Here is a 25732-nt window from a genome sequence, read left to right on the forward strand (position 1 = left end):
AGCGGTGAAGATCTCAAACATCGTATTATTAGCCCTTGCCTTTGCATTCTCTTACCAACTATCATATGCACAACAATCCGGTAAAACAGATGCTATCTATTCAGGTTTACCCTGGTATGATCAGCATGGAAATGTAGTTAGTGCACATGGTGGCAACATCATTAAAGAGAAGAATTTATTTTATCTTTTTGGCGAAGCCCATACCGATACCAGTAACGCTTTTGCTGGCTTCAATTGTTACTCTTCAAAAGATCTTAACAACTGGGAGTTTGAGAGAATTGCCTTGCCGGTTCAATTAAGCGGAAAGCTTGGACCAAACCGGGTTGGAGAAAGGCCGAAAGTAATGAAAAACCTAAAAACAGGTGAATTTATCATGTATATGCACGTAGACACACTTGGTTACCAGGATCAGTTTGTGGGTTATGCGGTTTCCAAAAAAGTAACGGGCCCGTACCAATTTAAAGGCGCATTGCTATATCATGGCATGCCGATAAAAAAGTGGGATATGGGCACTTTCCAGGATGATGACGGCAAAGGTTATTTGCTTACCCACGGTGGTGTTATTCATCAGCTCAGCGATGATTATAAATCTATCATTGCAGAAACCAACAAACAGATTATCTCAGGTTTTGAATCTCCCACGCTTTTCAGAAAAGGTGATACTTATTATTTTATCGGTTCTCATTTAACCTCTTGGGAGAAAAACGATAACTACTACTATACAGCAAAATCATTATCAGGGCCATGGGTTTATGGCGGATTACTTACACCAAAAGATCAGCTTACCTGGAACTCGCAAACCACATTTGTATTGAAAATTGCGGGCAGCAAAGATACAACTTACCTGTTTATGGGCGACCGATGGTCTTATCCGCGTCAGCTTTCTGCTGCAACTTACGTTTGGCAACCTGTTAAATTTTATGGGGATTCGATCTCACTTCCAAAGTATTTAGATGCCTGGACGATAGACCCAAAAACCGGCCTGGCTGTTGAAAAGAATATCAAGTATCGTGTAATTGAGCGTAATGACAAACAGCTTCAATACGCTGGAGATTGGGATAAATCAGTAATAGAAGCTGATCTGGTAAGTCGGTCGCAAGCTGTAAACGCATCCTGCAGTTTTACATTCAATGGCACCCAAATTGGATTGCAAACGGTAGTACGACCAGACAACGGTTACGCCAGCATTGTTCTAACTGATAAAAAAGGGAAAATACGGATAAAAAACCTGGTCGATATGTATGCGAAAACTTCTGCTTCGAGGCTGGTTTTTTTAAGTCCTGTTTTGCCAAAAGGTGAATATAAATTAACAATTTCCACTGCCGGCGAGCGACCAAATTGGTCTGACAAGAAAAAAACAAAGTACGGTAGCACTGCCAATAATATCACCATCTCTAAACTGATCATCAAAGAATAATATTAATATGCATTTTAAGAAATTCATTACCATCATTGCCGTATTCGCCCTTGCCCTTCCCTGCCCTGTTTTCGCAGATTTTGCTTTTAAAAAAGACACCAATGTAAATATTGCCATTTCAGCCAAAGAAGCAGCTGTGGTAAACACCGCCTTAGAAATTTTCGGCCGGGATTATAACGCTGTGTTTGCCGGAAAAGTTAATATCAGCGGCAATGCCCAAATCTTCATCGGCACCCTGGGTAATGGTTCTGAGGCTGAAAAAGGCATCGATTTGAACTTTATTCGAGATCTAAAACTTCATCAGGAAGGCTATGTAATCCAGGTAAAGAACGATAAAGTTTATATTTTAGGAAGCGATAAACGTGGAACGGCGTATGGGATTCTGGAACTATCCAGACGTATCGGTGTGTCGCCCTGGGAATGGTGGGCAGATTCTGCTATCGAAAAACAAAATAAAGTAGTGCTTAAAAATGGTTTCAGTTTGTTTGAACATCCATCAGTAGTCCATAGGGGAATTTTTATTAATGATGAAGATTGGGGTTTAACACCCTGGAGTTACCTCACCAACGAGCCTTCTAAAATTAAAGGCCAAATCGGGCCGAAAACAAGTGCCAGGATCTTTGAATTGCTGCTGCGCCTCCGTGCAAACACCTACTGGCCAGCCATGCACGAGGTTTCGGTTGCTTTTTACCAAACGCCTGGCAATAAAGAAATGGCTGACAAATATGGCATTGTGATGGGCGCCTCTCATTGTGAACCGATGATGCGAAATGCAAATACCGAATGGAAAATTGATGGTAAAGGGAATTATGATTTCGTTAATAACCGTAAAAATGTGCTTAATTTTTGGCAGGATCGCGTAACGCAACTTCAAAACTCTGACAATCTTTATACACTCGGCATCAGAGGCGTACACGATGGTAAAATGCAGGGCGCCAATACCTTGCAAGAACAGAAAGATGCGCTGGTAAATGTACTGAAAGATCAGCGTGAAATGATTAAGAATACACTAAACAGCAATCCTGAAAAGGTGTCTCAGGTTTTTATCCCTTATAAAGAAGTGCTGGAGGTGTATAATATGGGCTTGAAAGTTCCCGATGATGTGACCTTATTATGGTGCGACGATAATTATGGTTATATCCGGCATTTTCCAAATGAAACGGAGCGAAAACGTAAAGGTGGTAACGGTGTATATTACCACATTTCATACTGGGGTCGTCCGCATGATTACCTATGGCTGGCCACCAATCACCCAGCACAAATTTATACACAGATGAAAATGGCCTACGATAAGGGCGCAAAAGACATCTGGATGCTCAATGTTGGCGATATTAAGCCTGCCGAATACCTCACAGAGTTGTTTTTAGATATGGCCTGGGATATTAACAAGATTGATAATAGCAAAGAAGGTTTAGACCGGCATTTAGAAAATTGGCTGAGCCGCGAATTCGGTGCCAAAAATGCACCTGCCTCACGCGCAGTAATGAATGAGTATTATCGCCTTGCCTATATCCGGAAACCTGAATTTATGGCCAATACACGAACTGAAGAAAAGGATCCAAAATTTAAGGAGGTTGCAGATTTGCCTTGGAACGAGCAGGAAATTAAGGCTCGCATCAAAGCCTATGATCTATTGGCAAGTAAAGTAATTGAGCTTTCTAAGTCTATTTCGCCAGAGAAACTGGATGCCTGGTTTCAGCTGGTGGAATACCCGGTGAGGGGCGCCGCAGAAATGAATAAAAAGCACTTATATGCAGAGTTAGCCAGACATGGCTTAGCCGAATGGGCGAAAAGTGATGAGGCCTATGATGCCATTCAGGAATTGACAGTCCGATATAATTCGCTGGGTAAGGGGAAATGGAAAAATATGATGAGTGCCCAACCACGGGATTTAGCGGTTTTTCAGAAAGTGGAGCATACCGAATCAAAAGTACCACTACATTTATTCAAAATGCCATTAGCAGTTGCTGATGGTTCTGCATATTCATCTTTTAAAGGTACAAAACCAGCCGCACATGGCTTGGGATACAATAGCGGTGCAGTGAGCCTGAAAAAAGGAGATCTGGTATCTTATCATTTTAGAAACCTAAGTGCGGATTCTGTTAATATTGAAGTAGCCCTTGCCCCGAATCATCCCGTAGATGGAAAATCGATTCGTTATGAAATTTTCCTCGACGGCGCACTTTTGCAGGTTGTGGATTTTCATACGGTAGACCGAAATGAAGAATGGAAGGAAAATGTACTGAGAAACCAGGCGATAAGAATAACGAAAACGAAGTTATTGAAAAAAAAGGGCCTGCATATATTTTCAATTAAAGCTTTGGATGAGGGTGTGGTGCTCGACCAGCTTAAGGTTTGGAAAGCGGAAAGACTAAAGTAAATTTTTTTTCCGCTTTGATGAAGTAAAAAAAGCGATAAAACCGCGTGGATATATTGCACTCGTTAAAACGAACGCAAGCAAGTAGGGTTCGCGCTCGTTTCCGAACGAGTGCGGAATATCTCTTCGTCTATGACGAAGTAAAATGCAATAAAATCGCTGTAGAATACTGCACTCATTAAAAACTAGCGCAAGCGAGGAAGCAGAAAACCAAAGCTAAAAGCAAAGAGCAGACGGTAGACGAGCAACGCATAACGATACCCCTTCTAGCTACTTCGTAACTTCCAAAGGCTTACCGTTCACCACCACATTTTCGAACTTCACATCTGAATACTTATTTATGAGCACAGGTTTTGCTGTAGTTACATCAATGTTTTTAAAAGTAAAATTAGATAACTGATCTGACGGATTCCCCTGCATTTCGCCGAATTTAGTGCCCGTTACTTTAATATTCGATATCGTAATATTTTTAATTATGCCGAAGGGTTTCTCAGCGCTGCCTGCAAGGTTAAAGAACTGGCTCCATGGATTTAAATCGATCACGGCACCGCTACTTCCGGTAATATTGTCTACAGTAATATTCTCGAACAATTGGAAGGTATCGCCACGCATTTTAAATTTCAAAATCGGACAAGTATTATTCACCACGCAATTTCTCATAGTGATGTTTTTTGCATGAATACTTTCACTTCCAAGTGTAAGTGTAGCATGGGCCTGACCGAAAGTACAGTTTTCAATCAGCACATCTTCTACAATACCGTTTTGTGGCAATTTATGCGCTGTTGGCCCCTTTCCACCCTTAATCACAATCGCATCATCATTTACAGAAATATAGCAGTTCCGCACCATAACCCGTTTACAAACATCAATATCTATTCCGTCAGTACTTGGAGCTTTCACCGGTTTAAATGGCGAACGGATATCAACCTTTTCAATAAGCACATCATTACACTGGTATAAATGGGTAGTCCAGAAACCTGCATTCCGGAGTTTTACATTCTGAATATTTACGCCATTACTTCCCCAGATAAAGATTAATCTTGGTCTGCTCACCTCCAGATTAGTGCTTTCCTTTCCTATTTTTTTCATCGCCTCGCGATGAGCCCAAAAGCCCTTCCAAAATTTTAAGCCATTGCCATCAATCGCTCCCGGACCACTAATGCTAAAACCATCAACCTGGTAAGCATTCACCAGCGCCGCATAATATTTTAAACTTTGCCCTTCCATACGGGATGGGATAAACGGGTAATCTTTAATCTCATCAGACCCCTTTAGCACTGCCCCATCCCGAAGCACTAAACTTGTTTTCTTTTTAAAAAACAATGCTCCGCTCAAATAGGTACCTTTTGGAACCACGATCGTTCCTCCCCCTTTTGCAAAAACTTTATCAATTATTTTCTGAATGGCTTTAGTCTGAAGAATTGTACTATCGTTTTTAACACCGAATTTAGTAATATCGTATTCCTGCGCATTCGCAGTGTAAAAAAAAGCAAGAATCAGAAAAAGTGCAAGTATTTGTTTCATAGGTTTGAGGGTACAGATTTGGCTTTTGGCTCAATTAATTTCAAAAAAAATAAATGATGAAGCATAAAAGCTGTTTGTAGTGCGTGAGGATATTTGGTAATAGACGAATATCAATTCCGTCCGTTTCAAAGATCAGCAATGTGAGTTTTAAATGCATCCTGTGGTATCCTGCAATATTGGCTACTTCTCGAGAACCAAATAAATGGTCTTCACCCCTCTTGATGCCTTTTTATTGGGGCCATAGTTCAAAAAAGCCTGATCAGTAATGATTGATGAAATGCTCATGTATTGATCCGTTTGAGATTCAATTTTCCATTCGGTTTGGGCGGCAACATTGGTGTTATCAATTAACAAAAAAACTCCATCCATCTTATTTACTACTTTATAACCAGAGGTGATGACATCTGCTCTTAAATCATAGCTCACTTTAATCTGCGATTGATCAAACGTCCAATAGGTCCTAATTGCATCGGCTATGCCATGCGAAACTATTTGTCCTGCAGCGTCGTACAATACCAATTCGTAACCTCCAGTCGACCACTTCCCTGTTACGGATGCAGAAGCACTTTCGTTAATCTTATCTTTTTTACAAGAAATAAAGAGCGCAATTATCAGCAAAAAGAGGAGATATTTTTTCATTTCGTTAATTTAAGCGAATTAAATTTAAAAATAAACCTTTAATTTACAAGGCTATAAGCTTTTTTTTACTTAAAAAAAAGCTTATAGCCTTTTCATCAGATAAAAGCTCTTTAAAAATTTTACTTCCATTCAAATGGTAAATACCAGTTGTCTGGATTCATCAGCTTTGCTCTTGCAGCGGCTGCATTTGGGTCTCCGTCTTTTAACAATTTCTGGTAAACCCTTTCGGCAAGGAAGGCCGGGTTATTTTGTCTCCGTGCGATCCGCAGCAAATCCGGCCAGCGGTTTCCTTCAAAGGCCAGTTCTAAAGCAGCCTCATCAATCAGTTTGCCTTCCAGGCCAATTACATCGGTTTGAAAACTCACATTTAAAGCGGTTACGCCTGCCCGGTTTCTAATCCCGGTATTCCGGTACCATGCACTTCTGTAATCGCCATTAAATCTTGCATCGAAGTTGAAGGGATAACCATAGGGCGATGCCATGGTATTAATCTCTTCGAAAGAAACCGGTGCAGCAGCTCCGGCAGCAGTTCTGGTACCTACGTAAAAGGTATTTGCAATTCCTATATTAAGAAATGCCCAACCCAATTTCCCTTTTCCATCACGGTTAGCGGCTTCAGACATTCTCAAATGCAATAAAGCTGCACGATAAATGCCCCATTTACCACCTTTATTTAAATTAGAAACCGGGATTAGATTATCCGTTAACTTGGTAATTGCTGGTCCGGAGGTAGTGGTTTCATACGATAAACGTCCACGTGCATCATAAGGAATGCCGTTATACTGTCTTTGTGCATTCCAGTTATCTATCGCGGCATTCGAAGGCTTAATCAAATATTTACCATAAAGCGGTGAACAGAATTCGATCATCGGGTTCCCGGGTTTGAAACCAGAACTATAAGGAATCCCCCATAAAAACTCCATGTTCCATACGTTGCCGGTATTTGGAGAACTGAACATTGTTTTCCAACCCTGATCATAAAGCAGGGTGCTTTCATCCTGAGATCTTGCATACCTAACCGATTGATCATTATATGCAGAATTAAGATAATAGCCAATTTTATAAGCATCGTATGCGAAGTTGATATTGGTATTATCGTTTTCTACATTCATAATTTTATGGTAATTTTCTGCAGCCTTTACATAATTGTTGTTCCACAAATACAAATCGCCCAATACAAAAGGTTTGCAAATAAATATTTTCTGGGTGTTATTTCCATCAATGGTAATTACCAGAGGATTACCTGATGGATAGGCATAAACTTCTTTGTATGGTAACTTTTCGGTAAAGTCAATTAATCGTGTTAACAGCTCTTCGAAAGGAATGCGGGGATAATTACTGAGGTTTTTAATATCATCTACATTTTCGATTGGCGCTGTAATGTAGGGAACGCTACCATATTGAATCCCCAATTGCAGGTAAATCCAGCTGCGCAAAGCGCCCACATCAGCATAATGTTTGTTATAATCATCCACACTCATGCGGAAATTATCAGCCATTATTTTAAAATTTTTAAGGATATCGTTACAGTTTAAAATCACCTTGTAGTAAGGTCTGGGATCGATATACGGATTGTCTTTTGTAATGGTATGATTCGCCAGCTGCTTTAAATAGGGATCTGCATTTGCGGTTACATCCACTAAATCTGCCCGCAATTCATTCTGTAAAATATATGTTTTTTCCAGACTCAGAAACTGACCATAAAGACCTATTACAGCTGCATCGGCATCTGCCACATTGCGGTAGGCATTACTAATGTCGAGCTTATCTTCGGGTACTTCATCTGTTATTTTCTTGCAAGACCATAAACTTGTTGCAAGTATGGCTACTGTAAATATGGCGACAACTTTTTTATTAAAATCCATCTTCATCGTTTTATCTATTATCAATTATAAACCAATTCTTACCCCTAATTGCACCGATCTAAACTGCGGCTCCAGTGTGGTATCAACACCTTGGGTAAAAATACTTCCATTGGCACTAAACTCCGGATCGTAGCCTAAATAGTTGGTAAAAGTCAGCAGGTTATTTCCCGTAGCATAAATTCTTGCGTACTTAATCGCCTTTGTTTTTAACGGCACATTATAGGTGAGATTTACCGAACGAAGGCGCAGGTAAGAACCATCTTCGACCCAGCGATCTGAGAATTGCACATTGCCCATAGGGTCGCCAAAACTTGCTTTAGGCACGTTTGTTACCTGCCCTTCCCCTTTCCAGCGGTTTCTGATGATGTTGGATTGGTTGTAGTAGGCATCGCCAGATTCGAGCACCGAACGGGTGTAATTGTAAACATCATTACCCAATACAAACGAGACTAAAACATCTAACGACCAGTTTTTATATCCGAAAGTGTTGTTGAAGCTTCCAAAAAGATCAGGATTTGGATTTCCAATTACCACACGATCTGCACCGTTGATGATTTTATCACCGTTGGTATCTACAAACCGCATATCGCCGCCTTTAAAGGGAAGCGTAACGCCAGCGCTGTTTACAATTGATAATCCTGCGGCAGTAGCTTCAGCATCTGTAGCATACACACCGTTCGTTCTTTGTCCGTAAAATAAGTTAGCTGCCTGGCCAACCCGGGTAATATAAGTTCCATCTGCGTAAGTGGTTAAAATATCATTTCCGCCGGGTAAACTTTGTATTTTATTTTTATAGGTACCGAGGTTAATACCTAAATCCCATTTAAATGTTTTATTCAGAATACGGCCGTTTAACGCGAAATCAAGACCTGAAGTTTTCATCCCGCCCTGGTTATCGATATAAGAATCGATGCCGCCAATAGAAGTTACCGGAATATAGGTAAGCATTTTGCTGGTGATATGCACGTAATAATCAAGACTTAAGTTTAAACGTTCGTTAAAAAATGATGCATCTGCACCGGTATTAAACTTAGCTACCTGCTCCCATTGGATGTTAGGATTGGCAATATTTCCACGAACCAGCCCTTGTAAACCCAATAGATTTTGAGAAACGTAATATTGCCTGTTGTTGTAATTACCGATATCATCGTTCCCAACCAAACCATAACTCATGCGTAACTTTAATAAGCCAACCTCTTTATAACCTTTCATAAAATCTTCTGAAGAGACCAGCCAGGCACCACTTATGGCGGGTAACAAAGCCGTTCTGCCGCCAACAATACTTAAATCGCCTTTAGTATAACTAATGGTAGAAGCACCATCTCTTCTGCCGAAGCGGGAAGAAGCATCTACAGCCAATGCGAAATTTAAGTAGTATTTATCCTTGTAATTATAATCGGTAGTCAAGTAAGTGTTTAACGAATTCCAGTTGCCGATGTCACCACCGAAGAACCGTAATGCGGCATTACTGTTCCCGATACTAATCAATACATCGGTTGCAGAATTGTAGCCAATGGCGAAATCCTGCTCGCTCGAATTCTGCGAGTAACGCGAACCGAGTTTCACATTTAAATGATGATTCTTGCCAAAAGTTTTGTTGTACGCAAAGCGAAGGTCATTAAACACATTCGAATACCGGATGACCTGAGAACCCAATTTGCTATCGCCGATGCTATTATCCAAAACTTCATCTGTAACACCTTTTCTGGGGATGAATAACGTTTCCTGCGTTTTATCGTAAGCAAGACCTGTTAAATTGGAAAGCGTGATACTTTTAGATAATTGATAATTAAAGTTAATATTTCCGAAGATTCGATAGGCTTTTTTCTGGTTTAATCCTTTTTCAATTAATGCCCTCGGATTACTTACCCCCAAAATATCTGCATCGGCTAAGTTTGGCGAAACGGCTCCGGTAGAACTGATTTCGTTCCTCGTCAGAAAAGGCGCTTTAACCAGTGATAGAAAAATTGGATTGGTACGTGGCGCAATACCCTGATCTTTTAGTGCCTGTTCGGTATAAGTGAAAGAAAGATTGGTATTGGCCTGAAATTTTTTAGTCAGGTTTAAATCACTGTTGAAACGCATGTGATAGTTAACATTGTTGGTAGAATCGATAATGCCTTTATCTTTCGCATAACCTGCCGACAATGCATACTTCGCAATGTTATCGCCACCGCTTACTTTTAAGAAATAATTCTGATCAAAACTGCGTTTGAAAACCTCTTTTTGCCAATCGGTATTTTGATGGTAAACCGGATAAGAAGGGTTGGTAGCCACATTTTGATCATCATTCATATAAGGCAGCGCAGCAATTGCACTACTGCTTAAACCCTGACTTTGCAATACATCAGAAAGGTAAGTTCTGAAATCGCCACTGTTCATTACGGAAAGCTTCCGCGGAACCAGATTCATACTGCTATAAGCGGAGAAATCAATTTGTGTGGCCAAATCCTGTGCATGGTTGGTGGTAATTACCATTACGCCATTTGCAGCTTTTGTACCATACACGGTTGCAGCCGCAGCATCTTTAATTAAAGTAATGCTTTCGATATCTCTCACATCAATAAATTGAAGCGGGTTATTGCGATGCCCTGCGGTAAGTGAAGTTCCATAAGAATTGGCATCGTAGATCATTCCATCTACCACATAAAGTGGCTGATTGGTGCCATACAGCGAAGTAAAACCACGCACAAAAAGATCTGCGCCAATGCCTGGTGTACCAGATCTTCTGATGGAATTTACCCCGGCCATCCTGCCTTGCAAATAGCCATCTAATGTTTCGCCATTGGTGCTCCAGGCACCTTTAGGATTAGCAGTTGAAATAGCTGAAGAGGTACGGGCCAGGTTTTGTGTACCTGAAGGTAGCACGACCTCCGTAAATAAGGAGTTATAATCTGTAGGATATATTTTAATTACAGCCATTTTCCCGGCATGAACCGCCAGCAGCTTGGTATGGTAACCTGTATTGCTGATTAAAATGGTCGAATTTAAGTTAGGAACAATGATAGAGAACCGTCCTTTATCATCGGTTAAAGCGCCGGAAAAATCGGTAACGGTAAGTTTTGCCCCAACAATAACTTTATTGGTATAGCCATCTACAACGGTACCGGTAATTTTTTGGCCAACCAGTTTTTTCTGTCGTATTTTAACAGTTGTGGTATCGGTACTGTATTCGCTGGAGTCTGTAGCAATCGTATCGGTTTGCTGTGCCATTGCGGCAGCAGCATATATTAAACCGAATAAGGCCAATGATAATCCTCTTTTTATAATGGTAAAATGATCCATAGTCAATTTTATTTCAGAATTATTTGGTTAAGGAAGAATAGGTTCGAATCTCAAATAATCCAATATGAGCGTATTAACGTTTACTGATGTGCTGTTTGCAGCCGTAAGTCTTAAATCTAAAAGGCCGTATTGCTTGGGTGAATAATCGCCTAAATAAACTTCATTATAATTTAATGGATTAACCGTTTGGGTAGCGAAAAGATCATAAACCGGTGCATCAATGGTAGAAGTAAGCGGATTCAAAATGAAATATCGCTGGGTGAAGGCCGCAACCTGTGCATCACCGGTGTTACCTGCAATGGCCCTGGCGTAGACTTTGTATTTAACCAGTGGTACGCTGCTGCTTAGGTATCGGATGTAGTTTTCGGCAACACCATGGTTATACACCTCAATATCTTTGTATTGGATGCCCTTATCATCAAGTTTTAACCGGTAAAAAGTATTGGCAGTTCTGATCGCCCTGAAAGATGATGGATTTTCACCTTCAATTTTAAAACCCGACACTTTATCTTTCAGCCTGAATGGCAGCGCACTCATCACATATACCATTCCGTTACTGGCACGGTAAGATTTTACTATTGCAGATTTTGAGATTGGAATTTTAACTCCCCGCAGTGATAACAAGGTATCGGGCAATTGATCTGGCGTAAACAAACCTTTTACCGTTAAATCGCGCACCAGTGCAAATTTATCAGAAAACGAAAAATACGGCGTAAGCTTGGCGGCCTCACTATTAAAAGCCCCGTCCTGCAACATAAAGAATGTGTATTGCTGGTTTTCTACCCGTAGATCTGCAACATTAGTCCAATAGGCATTTCTCGAAACTGTTGGCGGGTTTGGTGCAAAGATTGGTGCACCAAGATTATCGTAACCGATAATTGTAGCGTTGGCAGAGTCTATAACCTGGGCCGTAATGGTACTGATGTAAGCCGTCTGCGCTGCGGCATCGGTACTGCCCAACATATATTCCCAGATATTTAACCTGCTGGGTACCGCTTGATTAATGGAATAAACTACGCCGTTTTTTACGAATGCACCTTTACCCGCAACCGTAGCATCTTCAAATTTATTGCCGATAATGGTAGCATATTTTTTATTAATCAGGGCTACTTTTAACGTATCGTTTGCGGTTTGGGGGCCCGTTACTGTAGTTAAAGCAATGTGGTTTGCCACAAATTCTTTTAGCTTCGCCGGATCAGCAACAATGGCGGCATCTAAACCTGCAAGCGCATCATTTGTGGGTGCCCATACCGAATAGTTTTGTGATGAACTCAGCAGCTGATCATAACCTGTGCTGCGAACGTACTCACTAAACTTGCTCAGGTTTGGTTGGGCAGCTAATTTTTGGAACACATCAATGGTATTGTCTACATTAATGACCTCATTGTGTTCTTCCAAAGGATCTTTACAACCAGTAAGGCCAAAGGCAGTGAGTAAAATAAACAGGGTATTTAAAATATATTTTTTCATTAGAACATTCTTAATGGTGAAAATGGTTATGGCCTGTTAAATGCTGTTCCGGATATGGAGAATCTCGGATAGTTCTGGTCAGCATCTATGGGTATGAAGTGAATCATATCAATGTTTGTAGCACCATTACTTCCATTACCAGTGGTGATAATGCTAAACTTAATCCAATGCCTGTCTGTTGTTTGAATATCGGCAGTACCCGCTAATCTTCCCACCATCAAACCCCAGGTACTACCATTAATCGGCTGAAGTCCTCTTAACGTTCCCTGAACATCGGCTGTAGTGGCCATATATCTTTTGAAGCCATTGGTTAACATCAGCGGATCGGCAGAAGGCAGACTTGATGTAGTGCTGGTTACACCGGAAACGTCTAGATTTTGTCGGAAATCGACCAGGTTCGGTAAAGTTTGTTCGCCTGCGCGACCAGCATCTACCACTACCTGGAAAGCACCCGATGAACCATTTTGAGCATAACAAACCCATACCCTATACCGGCCTTTTACCAGCATTGGTGTCCTGATTTCAAACGATGATGCTCTCGCAACGTTCTGCCCGACAGATAAACTCAGGTAGTCATTACCGTTATATTTCCGGCTTGGATCTGGTACGGTTACTGTTTGATAAGTTTGTGGTTGTGAGATCTTTGAGGGATCGAAAAATAATATCCCTGAGGTAAGGTTTGCGCCGTTCGCAAATAGTGGAATGGTTGCAGCCGAAGTGCCTCTCCACCTTGGGTTTGCCCTTAACTCTGGTTGATCGGCCACATCAAAATAAACGGCCGTTTGTAAACGAACCTTAATGGCAAAAGGTTTTTTTACTTCGTGTGCTACGCCGTTTGAAGCGGTTCTATCACTAAAAGTTCTGTTAATTTCCACCCCTGGTTCTACGATACCGTTAAATTCATCTTCATTTAAAAGAATAGACTGACCCGAAAATTTCGTAGTAATAATTTCTTTTGGTGCCAGCGTGAAAATTGCTGGAGAGCTGATAATATCTGGTGTATAACTCGGTCCGGCAGAAATGTGATAAGCCATATACAACCATAAACTATCTGCATGATTCTTCGGATCTCCGGTTTTGGAATACCGGCTCCTGAAACTGGCGTAACTGGCATAACCAGCTGCTTTTAATGCAGAGTCAGATTCGGTAATGAAAGTTTGAAACCTGCGCGTGGTATCTTTCGCTGCGGTACCATTAATGTTAAGCGAATCGTAAAAACCCGTCTCTTTCAGCGCCTGGGTAAAATAGCTGTAGCGTGGATTGTTTTCAATGGTTTGGGCCAGCGTTAGTGTTGCGGGCAGGAGCACATGATCCAGAACATGGATGATGCCATTACCCACTTTAATATTCGATTTGATCAGCTTCGCCGTTTTGTTCACAATAAAACTGCTTACCCCACCCTGGTTTACTGCTCCGGTTTGTAAATACTGCCCATATAAGGTAATCTGCGGTAACTTACCATCGGTAAATTTGTTAGTGGCAATGGTATCCGGTAGTAAATGGTAGGTAATTACACCTTTAAGTTCCTCAACGCTGAGATCAGCAACAGAGGCTTTACCTTTTGCCTTTAGCCATTCTGTAACTGCAGCATTATCTGGCGCAAACAGGGTATACTTTCCATATGCTCCAAGAAACCCTGCAGTTCCAGACCGGTCTATAATTTGTTTAAGCAAAGAGAACTGCTCCGGATAACGATCCAGATACCCCGTTATATTTACATCATCGGTTGTAGCCGATGTGAATGATTCCCTTTTACAAGCATTTATAAACACAAATATAAAAGCCAGTACAATCACCATAAAGGTAATGCTGCGGACGTTAAAATTATTTTTCATCATGCTAAGTTTTTATCTGGTGTAAAATGGGTTTTGAACCAATTGAGGATCAGTAACAATTTCTGATTGCAGGATGGGCAGATAATGGCTGTTAAAATCCTGATACTTGGCCAGTGCTGATTGTTGAACTGCCGGCGAAACGGTTTGTGCCACCATTCCTAAAAGCACACTTAAACGACGATAGTTATCTCTTTTAGCAATCCGTAACACGTCAAACCAGCGCTTCCCTTCGAATGCAAATTCGCGTGATCGCTCGGCCAGAATATAATCACATATGGCATCTTTATCAGCCGGATCTACCGTTTGCGCAGTTGCTGATACGGCATTTCGTCTCAGTCTGATGTCAGCAATAATATTCAGCGCTTCCTGACCGGCATCGGTTTGTGCCAGTGCTTCTGCCTTTAGCAGCAACACATCGGTAATTCTGTAGGCCTGCCAGTTTACAAAAGAGATGTTTTCTGTTCCCCATTTTGTAATGGTTAAATCGGAAGTATTATAAAACGCATCGCCACGGATATCAAAATTTCTGTCGGGATCTACATCATCCGCTATAAAAACATCAGATGGCAAATAGGCAGACGCTGTATATCGCTTATTCCGGTTTACCAAAAGATTAAAAAAGATATTATTCACTGCTCCGGTATTGGCAAATTCGAAAATGGTTTCGGTAGAACTGCCGTTGAAGAACACATTCAGGTACCAGGAAGATGCGGCAGATTGCATGGCGAATCTTTGTGAGTTGATCACTTTGTTACATTCTGCAATACAGCCCTGGTAATTATCCATCCATAGGTAAACATCCGCCAAAAGCGCATTGACTGTAAATTTGGTTACCCTGCCCTTATCGGTTACGTTGTTCCCGTAGCTGGTTACGGCTCCGGTCTCTGCTGTTTTTAAATCACTAACAATTTGGTTTAAAATTGCAGCTCCGGCAGTTTTTGGCAGGCTCTGTAAGTCAGTATCTCTTGTGGTTGCGGTGAGTTTTAAGGGCACATCTCTAAAACTTCTAACCAGGTAGAAATACATCATGCTCCGCAGTGTAAGCACCTCACTTAAATAGGCATTTAGCTGCCCGGCGGTTAATGTAGGGTCGATTTCCCTAACTGCAGGCGCATTATCTATAACGGTATTGCAGAAGTTAATGGTGCGGTAAAATGCCGACCAGCGAACCAGCGAATTATTATCTGTAATGTTGACATTGAAAATATCAAGTTCATCAGTCAGTGCAGCGGCAGCCGGATCAATCATATCGGCCCGAAATTCACCAAACATAAACATATATTCGGTGAGTGCACGGTCGTTTATACCCGGAGGCGGAGCGAGTAAAGACGCATAACAACCTGAAACAGCTGCCTGAATATCTTCTTTGGTTTTCCAAAATCCTTGTCTGGTAATTCCATCGCGGGGCTGGGTATCCAGCCATTTTTTGCAAGCGCTAGACATGATCAGTACCATGACTACTGCAACACTATATATTATTTTTTTCATGTGAAGGCTGATTAAAAATTAGCAGTTAAACCGAGGGTAATTGTTTTAATTGGAGGAGTGGTCGAATTATCAACTACGGTAGAAAAAGTAGATAACCTTACCGGAACCTCAGGATCCTGGCCGGTATATTTGGTAAAGGTTAAGATATTCTCCATGGTTACATTGGCACTCAAACCTTTTAAACCAATGCGTTTCAACAAGTCTTTATTAACATCATATTTCAGGGTAACACTTCTTAAACGGAGGTATGAGCCATCTTCGACGTAGCGGTCAGAGCCCAGGAAGTTATAACCTGTGGCATAGGTTGCCCGTGGCATATCGGTTACATCACCTTCAGCTTTCCAGCGGCGCAATACAGCTGTACTCTGGTTGCTGAAACCGTACATGTTAGTGGTATTTATTTTTGTTCCGTTGATGATTTCGTAACCTGTTCTATAGGTGAAATTCACTCCTAAACGCAGGTTTCCATTGAAGGTAATGGCAGTTCCAAAGCCACCGGTTAGGTTTGGATTACCGTTACCGAGGTAAACCACATCTTTATAATCGATATTTCCATCGTGGTTAATGTCTTCATAAATAGCATCTCCCGGTTGAAAAACGTAATCAATTGTCGGATAAGCGAAACGCATAAAAATCTGCTGCCCGTTTGGACCAATAATCTGGTTACCATTTTCATCGAGCGCAATGGTTGAGTTCCTGTCTTTATAAACACCTTTAAATTTGAAGCCATAGAACGAACCGAATGGATTATTCTCTTGCAGGTATACTTTAAAAGCATTGTTTTGTGTTATCCGGGCGTTATTTTCTCTGGGTACCAATGGAGAAATTTCGCGAATCATGTTTTGGTTATGCGAAATGTTGAAGTTAAAATCTACCCGAAGTTTTTTGCTTTTTACAGGGGTATAGAACATGCTAAACTCCCAGCCTTGATTATCCATCGTACCGCCATTCATATCGATGCTTGAAAATCCATTATAAGTTGGAATGGCTAAATCCTGATAAAAAAGATCTGTAGTGCGTTTGCGGTAAAGATCGAAATCCATATTTAGCGTATTTTTTAATAGCACCAGTGTTAAACCCACATTAGATTGGGTAACTTTTTCCCAGCGCAGATCAGATAACTCAATATTTGAAGGAAAAACACCCGATGAACCCAGGTAACCAAATCCATAATTTTGATAAGTATTCAGGTAGGAATAGTCATTTTTCGGTGCATTACCCACCACCCCGTAACTTGCCCTAAAACTTAAGTCATCAATATAGCTGGTGGTATTTTTCATAAAAGGTTCGCCGGAAACCCTCCATCTTACCGAAGCAGACGGGAACAAACCATAACGGTTGTTGGGGCCGAATTTCGAGTTCCCATCACCTCTAATGCCTGCATTGAAGATGTAACGATCTAAGAATTTATACTGTGCATTTAGCAATAAGCCAACTGTACGTGTTTGCGCATATGAGGAATATGCTGAACCTGTTTGATTAGTCCTTCCATCAATAGATGGATCTGCAAGAAATGATGATGCAGTATTGCTGGCAAACATGCCCTGTCCGGTTCTGCGGCTATCGTAGCTATCAAACCTGGCAAAGGTGATTAAATCGTGTTTTTTACCCATCTCCGGTGTGTAGGTCAGCGTCATGTTGGTTGCCATGGTAAAAGAATCTCCGTCAGAATCGCCTGCATAATTTACAATGGCTTCAGAAAATGGTCTTCCGGTAGCTATCTGAGGTAAAAACTTCTTCACCTTGGTATTGTTAATGTCTGCCTGGAAATTGGCATTTAACCTTAATCTTTCCGGAATGATCTGATATTGTAAACCGAATTTCGGAATTACCCGCTCTCCGAGCTGTTTATTGCTGGCAGCAATGGCCATCGCCAGCGGATTATAGGTTCCTGATACCCTGGAATTTGCAAAGTCGTAAACAAAACTTCCTTGTGCAGTACTCGCCGGGCTAAAATAGTTTGAAGTTAAATTTCCATATTCATCATACTCATAAACCGCCTGGTTCGGCATTTTGGTATACGCTACATCCCTCACGTTGGCATCTCTCGATCCGCTTGGATATAAACTTTGATTATCGATATGGGTATAAGCAATATCAGCACTGAACCGAATCTTTGTAGACACCGTATAATCCAGGTTTACCCTGGCACTTAAACGGCCTAAGCTGGTACCCACAGTTGTTCCGTTCTGGTTGAAATAGTTTACCGAAGCACGGTATTTAGCCTTTTCACCGCCACCCGAAATGGATAAGTTATGATCTTGCAGATAACCAACCCTGGTAATGGCTTCTAACCAATTGGTGTTGTTGCTGTAGTTGTAATAATTGTAAGGATCGTTTTGATCATATTGAAATTGTTTAGCAAAATCCGAAGTAGAAAATTGTCGTCCGGCGTTGTAAAATTCTTCCAGAATTAAGGAAGAATATTGATTACCATTTAACATGGGGATGGCGCTTGGCTGCTTAGAATACGACCCTTTAAAGTTATAGGAGATACTTGGCGGGCCCATTACCCCTCTTTTTGTAGTAATTACCAATACACCATTCGCCGCACGGGAACCCCAAACGGCGGTAGCCGCAGCATCTTTTAATACACTGATTTCCTTAATATCTGAAGGTGCAATATTTAAAAGTTGGCCGTAGTTATTTTCATCAGAGGTAGCAAAGTTAAAATCAGAAGGAATAGTAATATCATAAGCCATACCATCTACCACAATCAGCGGATCAACTGCCCCATTGATAGACGATGTACCGCGAATCCTGATTTGCATCGGTGCACCCGGATCGCCACTGCTTGCCGCAATATCCAAACCTGCTAATCTCCCCTGCAAGGCCTGATCAATAGATGCCGCCTGCATGTCTTCGAGTTCCTTGGCGTTGATGGTAGAAACGGCAGAGGTTTGATCTCTCTTATCAATCGCCATTCCGCTTCCGTTATCCGTTTTTGCTCTTGATACAATCTGCACTTCATCCATCTGGTTATCAGCAGATTCTAATTGAAAGTTAATAACAGCTTTATCTATTGAAAGTGGTGCGCTTGATTTGTATCCGATGTAAGAAACTGAAATCCGGTAGGTTTTATCCACAACAGGAAGGGAATAATTACCATCAATATCTGTAGAAACCCCTTTTATAACCCGGCGATCTTTATCAATAATCACCACAGAGGCGCCAATAATAGGTTGCTTATCCTTCTTATCAATTACCCTTCCTTTTACATAATTAATTTGTTGAGCGCTGGTGATGAACGACACCAACAGACAGCACAATACAATAAATGCACTGAATGCAATTTTTCTAGTCATATTTGGTTAGAATTGATATTTTAAGTAAGTGTTAATTTGGTGTATTACCGTTCTGTTAGATAGCACATTACTTCTATCATTTGCCCCCAATAACACATTTACAGTTGCACCCGTAACATCTCTCAGTTGCAGAGAATTTACCGTATTAATGGATACATTTATTTTTGCAGCATCGCCGTTATCATCTTTCAATAAAGATTCGAACTGACCGATTTTTTCCCCGTCACTCACTACCGTGGCTTTGTTAATGATGTGGTATTGAATAAATTTATTAACCAGCGTTACTGAAATCCCATCGGTAGCGGTAAAGTTTGGAACGCCTGTTGCAGGATTTCCAGGTAATAACCCGGCACGAACTGCTGCAACAATCGCCGCATTGGTAGGCACAAAAACTGTATAATTCACGCCATCGGTTAAGCCTGTAATGGCACCGGTGGTTTTGTTATAAATAAAGCTGTTAAATAAATACTGAAAGAAATTATAATATGGAGCCGCAGGTACGTTTCCATACTTTTCGATGTGTTTTCCTACCGGAAGAACCGTATAGGTTAACGCTTCCTTACCATAAACTACGGCCCCGTTTACAGGAGTAGTACTCACCGAATCTACCGGGATAGTTTGTTTTGCCACTGCTACGCTATCTTGCGTACCTGCAGAGAGCAATCTGCCACGATCATACTTAATGTATTCACCATTGGAAGCTTCAAGAATTCCGGCTCCTGAGGTGAAATTTGGAATTGGTCTGTTGCCCAGCGGAATAATATGTGTTTGAAGAATCCTTCTGAATGCTGTAAGGTCGCCACGAATAGGCTGAGAAACGAAAAAAGGATCGTAAGTAAAGCCCATTTTTCTCAATGTTGCATCGGGGATGGGAATAACCAGGTACCTGATGGAGGGTATTTTCAGCGGAATGCTTAAGTTGAAGTATAGTAAAGCTTGTTTCATGATATTGAAATCAGGATCAAGATTCACATTACCATAAACGGTAGAAAATACGCTGGCATCCTGACTTTTGTTTGTTCCATAAAAAAAGCCATTGCTTAGTACTTGTCTGTCGATTACATCTGCCGTGGTTTGTTTGGTTAGATCACCCAGGAAATTTTGAGTCAGTGCAAATTTGCTCGGCCATACCGTACTGGTATATAAGTGAGAATTTACATAATCTCTGATCACATCAGGCGCAACAACATAAAGTTCATTTAATGTGGTTACCCCTCTTTTCCGCCAGTATTTAAGCAGTACATTTTTGGCATAGGTTTCTACAGCGCCGTTGGTGGGTGCTAAAATACTGTATGAACTCTGCTGTGCATCGTTTGCATCAACTTTTAAGTAGTTTTCATTGTTGGGAGAAAAGCCAAGCAGTGTGCTGTAACTTTTTACGTAAACGTTACCAGCCTTACCAGTTAAAACTTCATACCGGTGAGAGATTTCAGCATTGATCCCGAAAGTCACGAATTTATCGAGCAAGTTTTTGAATACACTATAATCCGGTTTACTATTAATGTATTGATCTATATTTAATGGAGGCGTAAGTACCCGATCAATTACATGAATTACGCCATTTTCGGCGATTATATTTTGTTGATCGCTGAGTAATCTGGCAGGGCCGATATTACTTCCGTTGAAAGGAATATTTGGATAAAAGAAATTATAATCTGTTGCGGATAAGCCAGCGAAGCCCATAAATGGTGATAAGAAATAGGTTACGCTTTTATTGTTAAAATCTCCGGGAAAATATACGCCATTGCGATTTGTGGCGATGGCTTTGATTGGATTACCGTTAAGGTCTTTATCATCGTAAACAAAATCATAATAAACCGTTCTTCTTCTGAAACCGGTATTTTTAACAAAGCCTTTAACAGAGAAAAAATCGCTGAGCCGCTCTGTTTTTTCTCCATCATAAATCATTGAAAAGCGAACAATCCTGGTGGCAAGGTCTGTCGGTATTTCGGTAAGGCCATTTTCCTGCATGTAGGTTTTGAAGGCTTCATCGGTAGGTGCAAAAACAGTCCATGAACCTGCGGTACTGAGGGTTTCTTTATAATTGGCCTTATCCACACAGCTTAAAAACTGGATAAAATTGCCCTTGGCCTGAAGTTGTTGATAAATGGGTTCGCCGAGGTTTTCCGGGCGGCCATAAAACTCATCGAATTCTTTTTTCCTGCAGCTACTCAGAAAAACTAAAAATGTCAAAATGACGATTAAAAATTTTGGTAAAATTTTACTCATAGCAATTTTATTGGATGCGAACGGCCAAAAAACTAGTATGCAAAAATGTATTCTACGAGTGGATCAGTAAAGAAAAATAAAGAGTCGGAAAGAAATGTAGATTTCTATTGCATAGATTCTGTTAAGCGAACGTTATTAAATATTTGGTTAAAAGTTATTTGGTTAGTGTTATGGTTGACTAAATATAGAAACATAACAATTTATGCCCATCCTGTACCATCCTGTCTATTTACTACAAGATATTAGCATCAAAAATGAAACCTGATCTTAAATGCGTATAAATCGATTTACTCCGTTTATGTAACATCGATAATGTAATTTAAGTACTACAGAATTATTTGATAAAAAGCTAGATTTTAATAACCCCTATCCTCCTGTCGGCACCTTTCCCCGAAGGTGGAAGGACGTGTAATAAGAATTTTTCGCAGTTAACGACAGGCAAAAAAATATTAAAACACAGGTTCTGAATCAAGTTCAGGAAGACGAGCGATGAATATTAAAAAAAGATTGCTTCACGCCCTCGCTCAACCTCCGCTTCAGTTCGCAAGGACGACTTATTGATGGCACCCCGCTATCACCACCCTGCCCTCAGGCCTCGGAAATGATGGAAGGAGAAAACTTTAAAGCTTAAACCACAATCTTTCAAATCACCACTACCCAAGGCAGCGCGTTCTGCCCGATTTTTCATCGGGTGCTTGTGCTGCCGAAATTAAGCTTTAACGATTTTATCCGACATCAGTTCCAAGCCTTGATTTTTTTGTTACTTTTTTGATCAAGCAAAAAAGTAAGAGCCCTTCGGCGGCCAGCCGAGGCAAGCCAGCGCAGCGGGGATTCTCCTCTTCGAATTAAATGACAGGGAAGACAAAAAAGTTAAGGATAATTAATGTAAAATAACCACCCCCACCCCTCCTAAATTAGGAGGGGAGTTCCCCTCATAGTTTTATACAAAAGCCCTGATCCGCCTAGCGGCACCTTGTCCCGAAAAAGGAAAATTTAGGTCCTGAATCAAGTTCAGGAAGACCACCGTTAATTATACGGCGTAATCGTTACCGCACCAATTAAACCTGAAGGCATAACATCCCAGTTTGAGGCATCAAAAGGTTTGTAGTCTATATTCACAAAATTGATCTCATGATAATTTCGCCATTGAATCTTTTTAAGGTCCATATCCCGAATGCGATTTGCCATTAAATTCACCACCTCCACTTTAACTGCGTTATTGCCTGCTTTCAGATATTTACCTATTCTGGCCTGAAAAGGAATACTCCATAAAATACCGACCTCCTGTCCGTTAATCCAAACCCTGGCGCTTTCATCAACCTGATTCAGATTCAATACATACTCCTTTGCAGATTTAACAGATAAGTTGAATGTAGTAGTATACACACCCGTTCCAGAAAAGGAAGCCAGTTTTGGATCTTTTAAATCTGTCCACGAAGTTAGTTTGTCCAATTTTTGATCGGCAGGAAGTTCCGGACCACCGGCAGTGAAATGCAACGTCCAGGGATTATTCAAATTAATTGGAGATGATGCGGTATTGAGGTAAGTCCAGACGGTATTTTGCATTGGCGCTTGAGAAACATTCAGAAAAAGTGTCTCACCGGATTTAATTTGCACACGCACCTTATTATTTTGCATTGCTGCTGAACCAATTAATCCGCTTTGCGGATCAAGAATAACAGCTTTACCTGTTGCATTAATGGCTATATAAGTATCTATATTTTTTGCAGTATGGTTAACCAGGTAATAAAAGGTTTCAGCATCCTTTTTCCTCCGGATGAATTGTAATCCCGAATCGGTAAGGGTTTCTCTATTAATGTGCTGCTGAACAAGTGCTTGCTGCACGTTAGGTGCTAAAATAATTTCTCCTTTACCTGTTTTGAAGACAGAAACCGCCTTTCCATCACCAGTAAAACCGAATTTATCCAGGGTAGATTTCAATTTTACCCTTCTATTTTCCAGATCATTTAAACCCGGAACGTCCTTTGGCAATTCCTGAAAAATTACCCTTGCGCCATCGTTTGCCAGCTTTACAATTTGATTAAGTGTTTCCGGACTCATCAGTTTACATGCAGGAATAATCAACACTTTATAAGGCGCCGCATTTTCTGCAGTTTGCAATAGGTTATTAGCGATTTTTGTTCTGCTCAGTAAACGATCTGAAGCGAAATCAAAAGCATAACCGGCTTTTGATAAATCTTTCGCCAGTTTGTAGAATGGTGACGGGTGTAACCATTCATCAACATCATGCACTTTCAATGCCATATCGAGGCCCTTTGCCTTGTTCCAGACATCATAAACAGGCCAGTAAATAAGCAATTCATTATCTGCCTTTCCCGATTGTAAAATAGACTGACAACGGGCAATGTAATGGTTTAAGCCCTGAGCATGTGGCCATAAACTATTGTTTGGATTCATTTCTACAGACGCATAGAATAACCATCCGGGCCAGGGAATATCTTGTGGCGAATTTGTGGTACCATGATAAAAAACATGGTTAATTCCCGACAAGAATAAGGCTTCTGCCTCCGGTTTACATTGTGAATACGAAGTTTTAAAATGCTCGGTAAGCCAGGTAAAAGTTTCCGATGATACCAACGTTTTTCCATTGGTATGCGCTGCTGAGGAAGCAAATTTACTCATGACCGGATCAGGATCTACATTTCTGATATCGGCTGCATCCCTGCGCAAACCGGGAATTTTAAAAGAACTGGAACCGAAAGTTTCCGTTTCAGGAATGTCGACCGCTCCATAGAGGTCGAGCAAATTACCCGGAGAACCATGAGATTGATTTTTTGTAAGTGATTTCAATCCATGCGCCCAGTTTGTCCAGTTTTTGGTGAAGTTATTCAGCAACAGCTCATCCATTGTTTCCCGGTAATCGGATTTTAAACGGGCAATATTTTCATCGGTCGAATCTTTGCTCACCAAATCCTTTAGGTGTGTGGAAAGATCATATCCCCTGTTTTCCTTAAATGCTGCAAAGAAAGTTGGGGTCCAGGTGGCACCGTAAACTTCATAACTATCATTAAAAAAAGAGCGTATTCCCTGAGGTTTATTGCGAAAGGAATCTGTAAATCTTTTTAGGTAAACATCCACCGATTTTTCATCCAGGTGATCGAGTGTGAAACCCTCCCCGCCCGGTGCGGCACGCTTAACCATTTGTCTTGTTTTGCCTGCGAAAGCAGCATAGATATTCCAAACTCCCGATTTTGGCGACCAGGATAATGTTCCATCTTTTTGCAGGGCTGAAAGTAAATTTTCTGTTTCGCCATTTGGACCATAAGCAGTTATGGCCTGGATTTGAGCAAAATCTTGTTTAGCCTCTTTCACCTTAATAGGCTCCATAAGTTTCTCGCCGGCATTAACTTTATAATCCTGAATAATGAGTTTGGTAGCGGCAAATTCGGGTTTAACCTGCGGACCGCCAAAAGGCCAGCCCGTTCCGGTGTTCATATCAACGCCCATGCCCAGCGTGTTTGCCTTTTTTACCGTGTGATGAAGTGCATCCATCCAGGCCGGAGAAAGAAATTGCAGATACTTATTCTCGAAACCTACCGCACCGTAAATAGGCGTAATCTCCACGCCACCTAAACCGGCCGAGGCGTATTTCTGTAAAACGAAATCGAGATTCTTATCATCCACGGCATTCCCCATCCACCACCACCTTGTCCAGGGTTTCATCTGGCTTTCAACCTTTGGCCAGGAAACCATCTTTTTGGCTGGCAGCTGTGCTTTTGCAAGGTTGAGACTGGAAATACCGATCAGGATGAGGGTGAGGAATCGTTTCGTTTGCATATTATTAATCTAGATGAAAAACCAGTTTTAATGGCTGTGATGTTGGGGAATGATCAGGGTTGGTTTCCATAATATCGGCCATATAAGCCCACCATTTTTGCACGATTGCTGTGCTTCCCAAATCTTGAGAAGAATTCCCATCTTGCTGTTGAACAGCAAATAAGGTGCTCGTTTCTTCATCAAGGAAAATAGAATAATCGCTTATGCCATTTTCTTTTAACAACAAAGAGAGTTCCGGCCAGATCTCATCGTGGCGCTTTTTATATTCTTGCTCGAAACCAGGTTTCAGTTTCATTTTGAAGGCGATTTTCATTTTGTTCTTTTATTAAAATTAATGCATTTATGAACAACCTATATTCCTACACTTACAGATTCTTTACTGCGTTCTGAATGAAAGTAAACAATGTAGTTTCTGAACCAGGTTCAGGATGAACTGTGTTTAAATCCAAATAATAATTAAAATTTTTCCAAATAATATTTTGTTTTAGGAAGGTTGTAAC

13 protein-coding genes are annotated in these 25732 nt (G+C 41.0%); 2 read left to right on the top strand and 11 right to left on the bottom strand.

All coding sequences use genetic code 11. The features are described 5' to 3' along the window. The first annotated feature begins 4 nt into the window (after positions 1-4). Positions 5-1417, top strand: coding sequence for a family 43 glycosylhydrolase (locus GJU39_RS17010; protein ID WP_209437670.1), 1413 nt, complete (start codon positions 5-7; stop codon positions 1415-1417). Positions 1418-1424: 7 nt separating this feature from the next. Continuing rightward, on the top strand, positions 1425-3797 hold the full coding sequence (locus GJU39_RS17015; RefSeq protein WP_154282202.1) for a glycosyl hydrolase 115 family protein: 2373 nt from the start codon (positions 1425-1427) through the stop codon (positions 3795-3797). Positions 3798-4064: 267 nt separating this feature from the next. Here the strand turns inward: GJU39_RS17015 and GJU39_RS17020 are convergent, their stop codons facing one another. The 11 genes from GJU39_RS17020 to rhaM form a co-directional block, all read right to left on the bottom strand. Next, positions 4065-5318: a glycoside hydrolase family 28 protein gene (locus GJU39_RS17020; RefSeq protein WP_154282203.1), complete on the bottom strand. Its 1254-nt coding sequence runs from the start codon at positions 5316-5318 to the stop codon at positions 4065-4067. A gap of 180 nt (positions 5319-5498) precedes the next feature. Next, entirely contained in the window at positions 5499-5957 is a 459-nt protein-coding gene (locus GJU39_RS17025; protein WP_154282204.1) for a hypothetical protein, read from the bottom strand. Positions 5958-6076: 119 nt separating this feature from the next. Continuing rightward, on the bottom strand, positions 6077-7822 hold the full coding sequence (locus GJU39_RS17030) for a RagB/SusD family nutrient uptake outer membrane protein (protein WP_167515710.1): 1746 nt from the start codon (positions 7820-7822) through the stop codon (positions 6077-6079). A 24-nt stretch (positions 7823-7846) separates the two neighbouring features. Further along, positions 7847-11107: a SusC/RagA family TonB-linked outer membrane protein gene (locus GJU39_RS17035; RefSeq protein WP_154282206.1), complete on the bottom strand. Its 3261-nt coding sequence runs from the start codon at positions 11105-11107 to the stop codon at positions 7847-7849. 27 nt (positions 11108-11134) lie between these two features. Next, positions 11135-12577, bottom strand: coding sequence for a fasciclin domain-containing protein (locus GJU39_RS17040; RefSeq protein ID WP_154282207.1), 1443 nt, complete (start codon positions 12575-12577; stop codon positions 11135-11137). A 26-nt stretch (positions 12578-12603) separates the two neighbouring features. After that, positions 12604-14415: a fasciclin domain-containing protein gene (locus tag GJU39_RS17045; protein ID WP_154282208.1), complete on the bottom strand. Its 1812-nt coding sequence runs from the start codon at positions 14413-14415 to the stop codon at positions 12604-12606. Between the two features lie 9 nt (positions 14416-14424). Further along, the gene (locus tag GJU39_RS17050) at positions 14425-15900 is read right to left on the bottom strand and encodes a RagB/SusD family nutrient uptake outer membrane protein (protein WP_154282209.1); all 1476 of its coding nucleotides are present in this window, start codon (positions 15898-15900) and stop codon (positions 14425-14427) included. Positions 15901-15911: 11 nt separating this feature from the next. Then, positions 15912-19205, bottom strand: coding sequence for a SusC/RagA family TonB-linked outer membrane protein (locus tag GJU39_RS17055; protein ID WP_154282210.1), 3294 nt, complete (start codon positions 19203-19205; stop codon positions 15912-15914). A 6-nt stretch (positions 19206-19211) separates the two neighbouring features. Further along, a complete protein-coding gene (locus GJU39_RS17060) occupies positions 19212-21434 on the bottom strand; it encodes a fasciclin domain-containing protein (protein ID WP_154282211.1) in 2223 nt (740 codons plus the stop codon). A 1026-nt stretch (positions 21435-22460) separates the two neighbouring features. Next, the gene (locus tag GJU39_RS17065) at positions 22461-25232 is read right to left on the bottom strand and encodes a glycosyl hydrolase (RefSeq protein ID WP_154282212.1); all 2772 of its coding nucleotides are present in this window, start codon (positions 25230-25232) and stop codon (positions 22461-22463) included. 4 nt (positions 25233-25236) lie between these two features. Beyond that, positions 25237-25545 (bottom strand): L-rhamnose mutarotase, encoded by a 309-nt coding sequence (gene rhaM, locus GJU39_RS17070; protein WP_154282213.1) that lies wholly within the window; start codon positions 25543-25545, stop codon positions 25237-25239. Positions 25546-25732 lie beyond the last annotated feature (187 nt).

It is taken from the genome of Pedobacter petrophilus (assembly GCF_009674725.1).
In the GTDB taxonomy this organism is placed as follows: Bacteria; Bacteroidota; Bacteroidia; order Sphingobacteriales; family Sphingobacteriaceae; genus Pedobacter; species Pedobacter petrophilus.

Excerpts from the sequence above, each read along its gene's own strand:
- rhaM (WP_154282213.1), bottom strand. The coding sequence starts at position 25,545 with ATGAAAATCGCCTTCAAAATGAAACTGAAACCTGGTTTCGAGCAAGAA.
- GJU39_RS17065 (WP_154282212.1), bottom strand. The coding sequence starts at position 25,232 with ATGCAAACGAAACGATTCCTCACCCTCATCCTGATCGGTATTTCCAGT.
- GJU39_RS17025 (WP_154282204.1), bottom strand. The coding sequence starts at position 5,957 with ATGAAAAAATATCTCCTCTTTTTGCTGATAATTGCGCTCTTTATTTCT.
- GJU39_RS17020 (WP_154282203.1), bottom strand. The coding sequence starts at position 5,318 with ATGAAACAAATACTTGCACTTTTTCTGATTCTTGCTTTTTTTTACACT.
- GJU39_RS17015 (WP_154282202.1), top strand. The coding sequence starts at position 1,425 with ATGCATTTTAAGAAATTCATTACCATCATTGCCGTATTCGCCCTTGCC.
- GJU39_RS17055 (WP_154282210.1), bottom strand. The coding sequence starts at position 19,205 with ATGACTAGAAAAATTGCATTCAGTGCATTTATTGTATTGTGCTGTCTG.
- GJU39_RS17045 (WP_154282208.1), bottom strand. The coding sequence starts at position 14,415 with ATGATGAAAAATAATTTTAACGTCCGCAGCATTACCTTTATGGTGATT.
- GJU39_RS17060 (WP_154282211.1), bottom strand. The coding sequence starts at position 21,434 with ATGAGTAAAATTTTACCAAAATTTTTAATCGTCATTTTGACATTTTTA.
- GJU39_RS17040 (WP_154282207.1), bottom strand. The coding sequence starts at position 12,577 with ATGAAAAAATATATTTTAAATACCCTGTTTATTTTACTCACTGCCTTT.
- GJU39_RS17030 (WP_167515710.1), bottom strand. The coding sequence starts at position 7,822 with ATGGATTTTAATAAAAAAGTTGTCGCCATATTTACAGTAGCCATACTT.
- GJU39_RS17050 (WP_154282209.1), bottom strand. The coding sequence starts at position 15,900 with ATGAAAAAAATAATATATAGTGTTGCAGTAGTCATGGTACTGATCATG.
- GJU39_RS17035 (WP_154282206.1), bottom strand. The coding sequence starts at position 11,107 with ATGGATCATTTTACCATTATAAAAAGAGGATTATCATTGGCCTTATTC.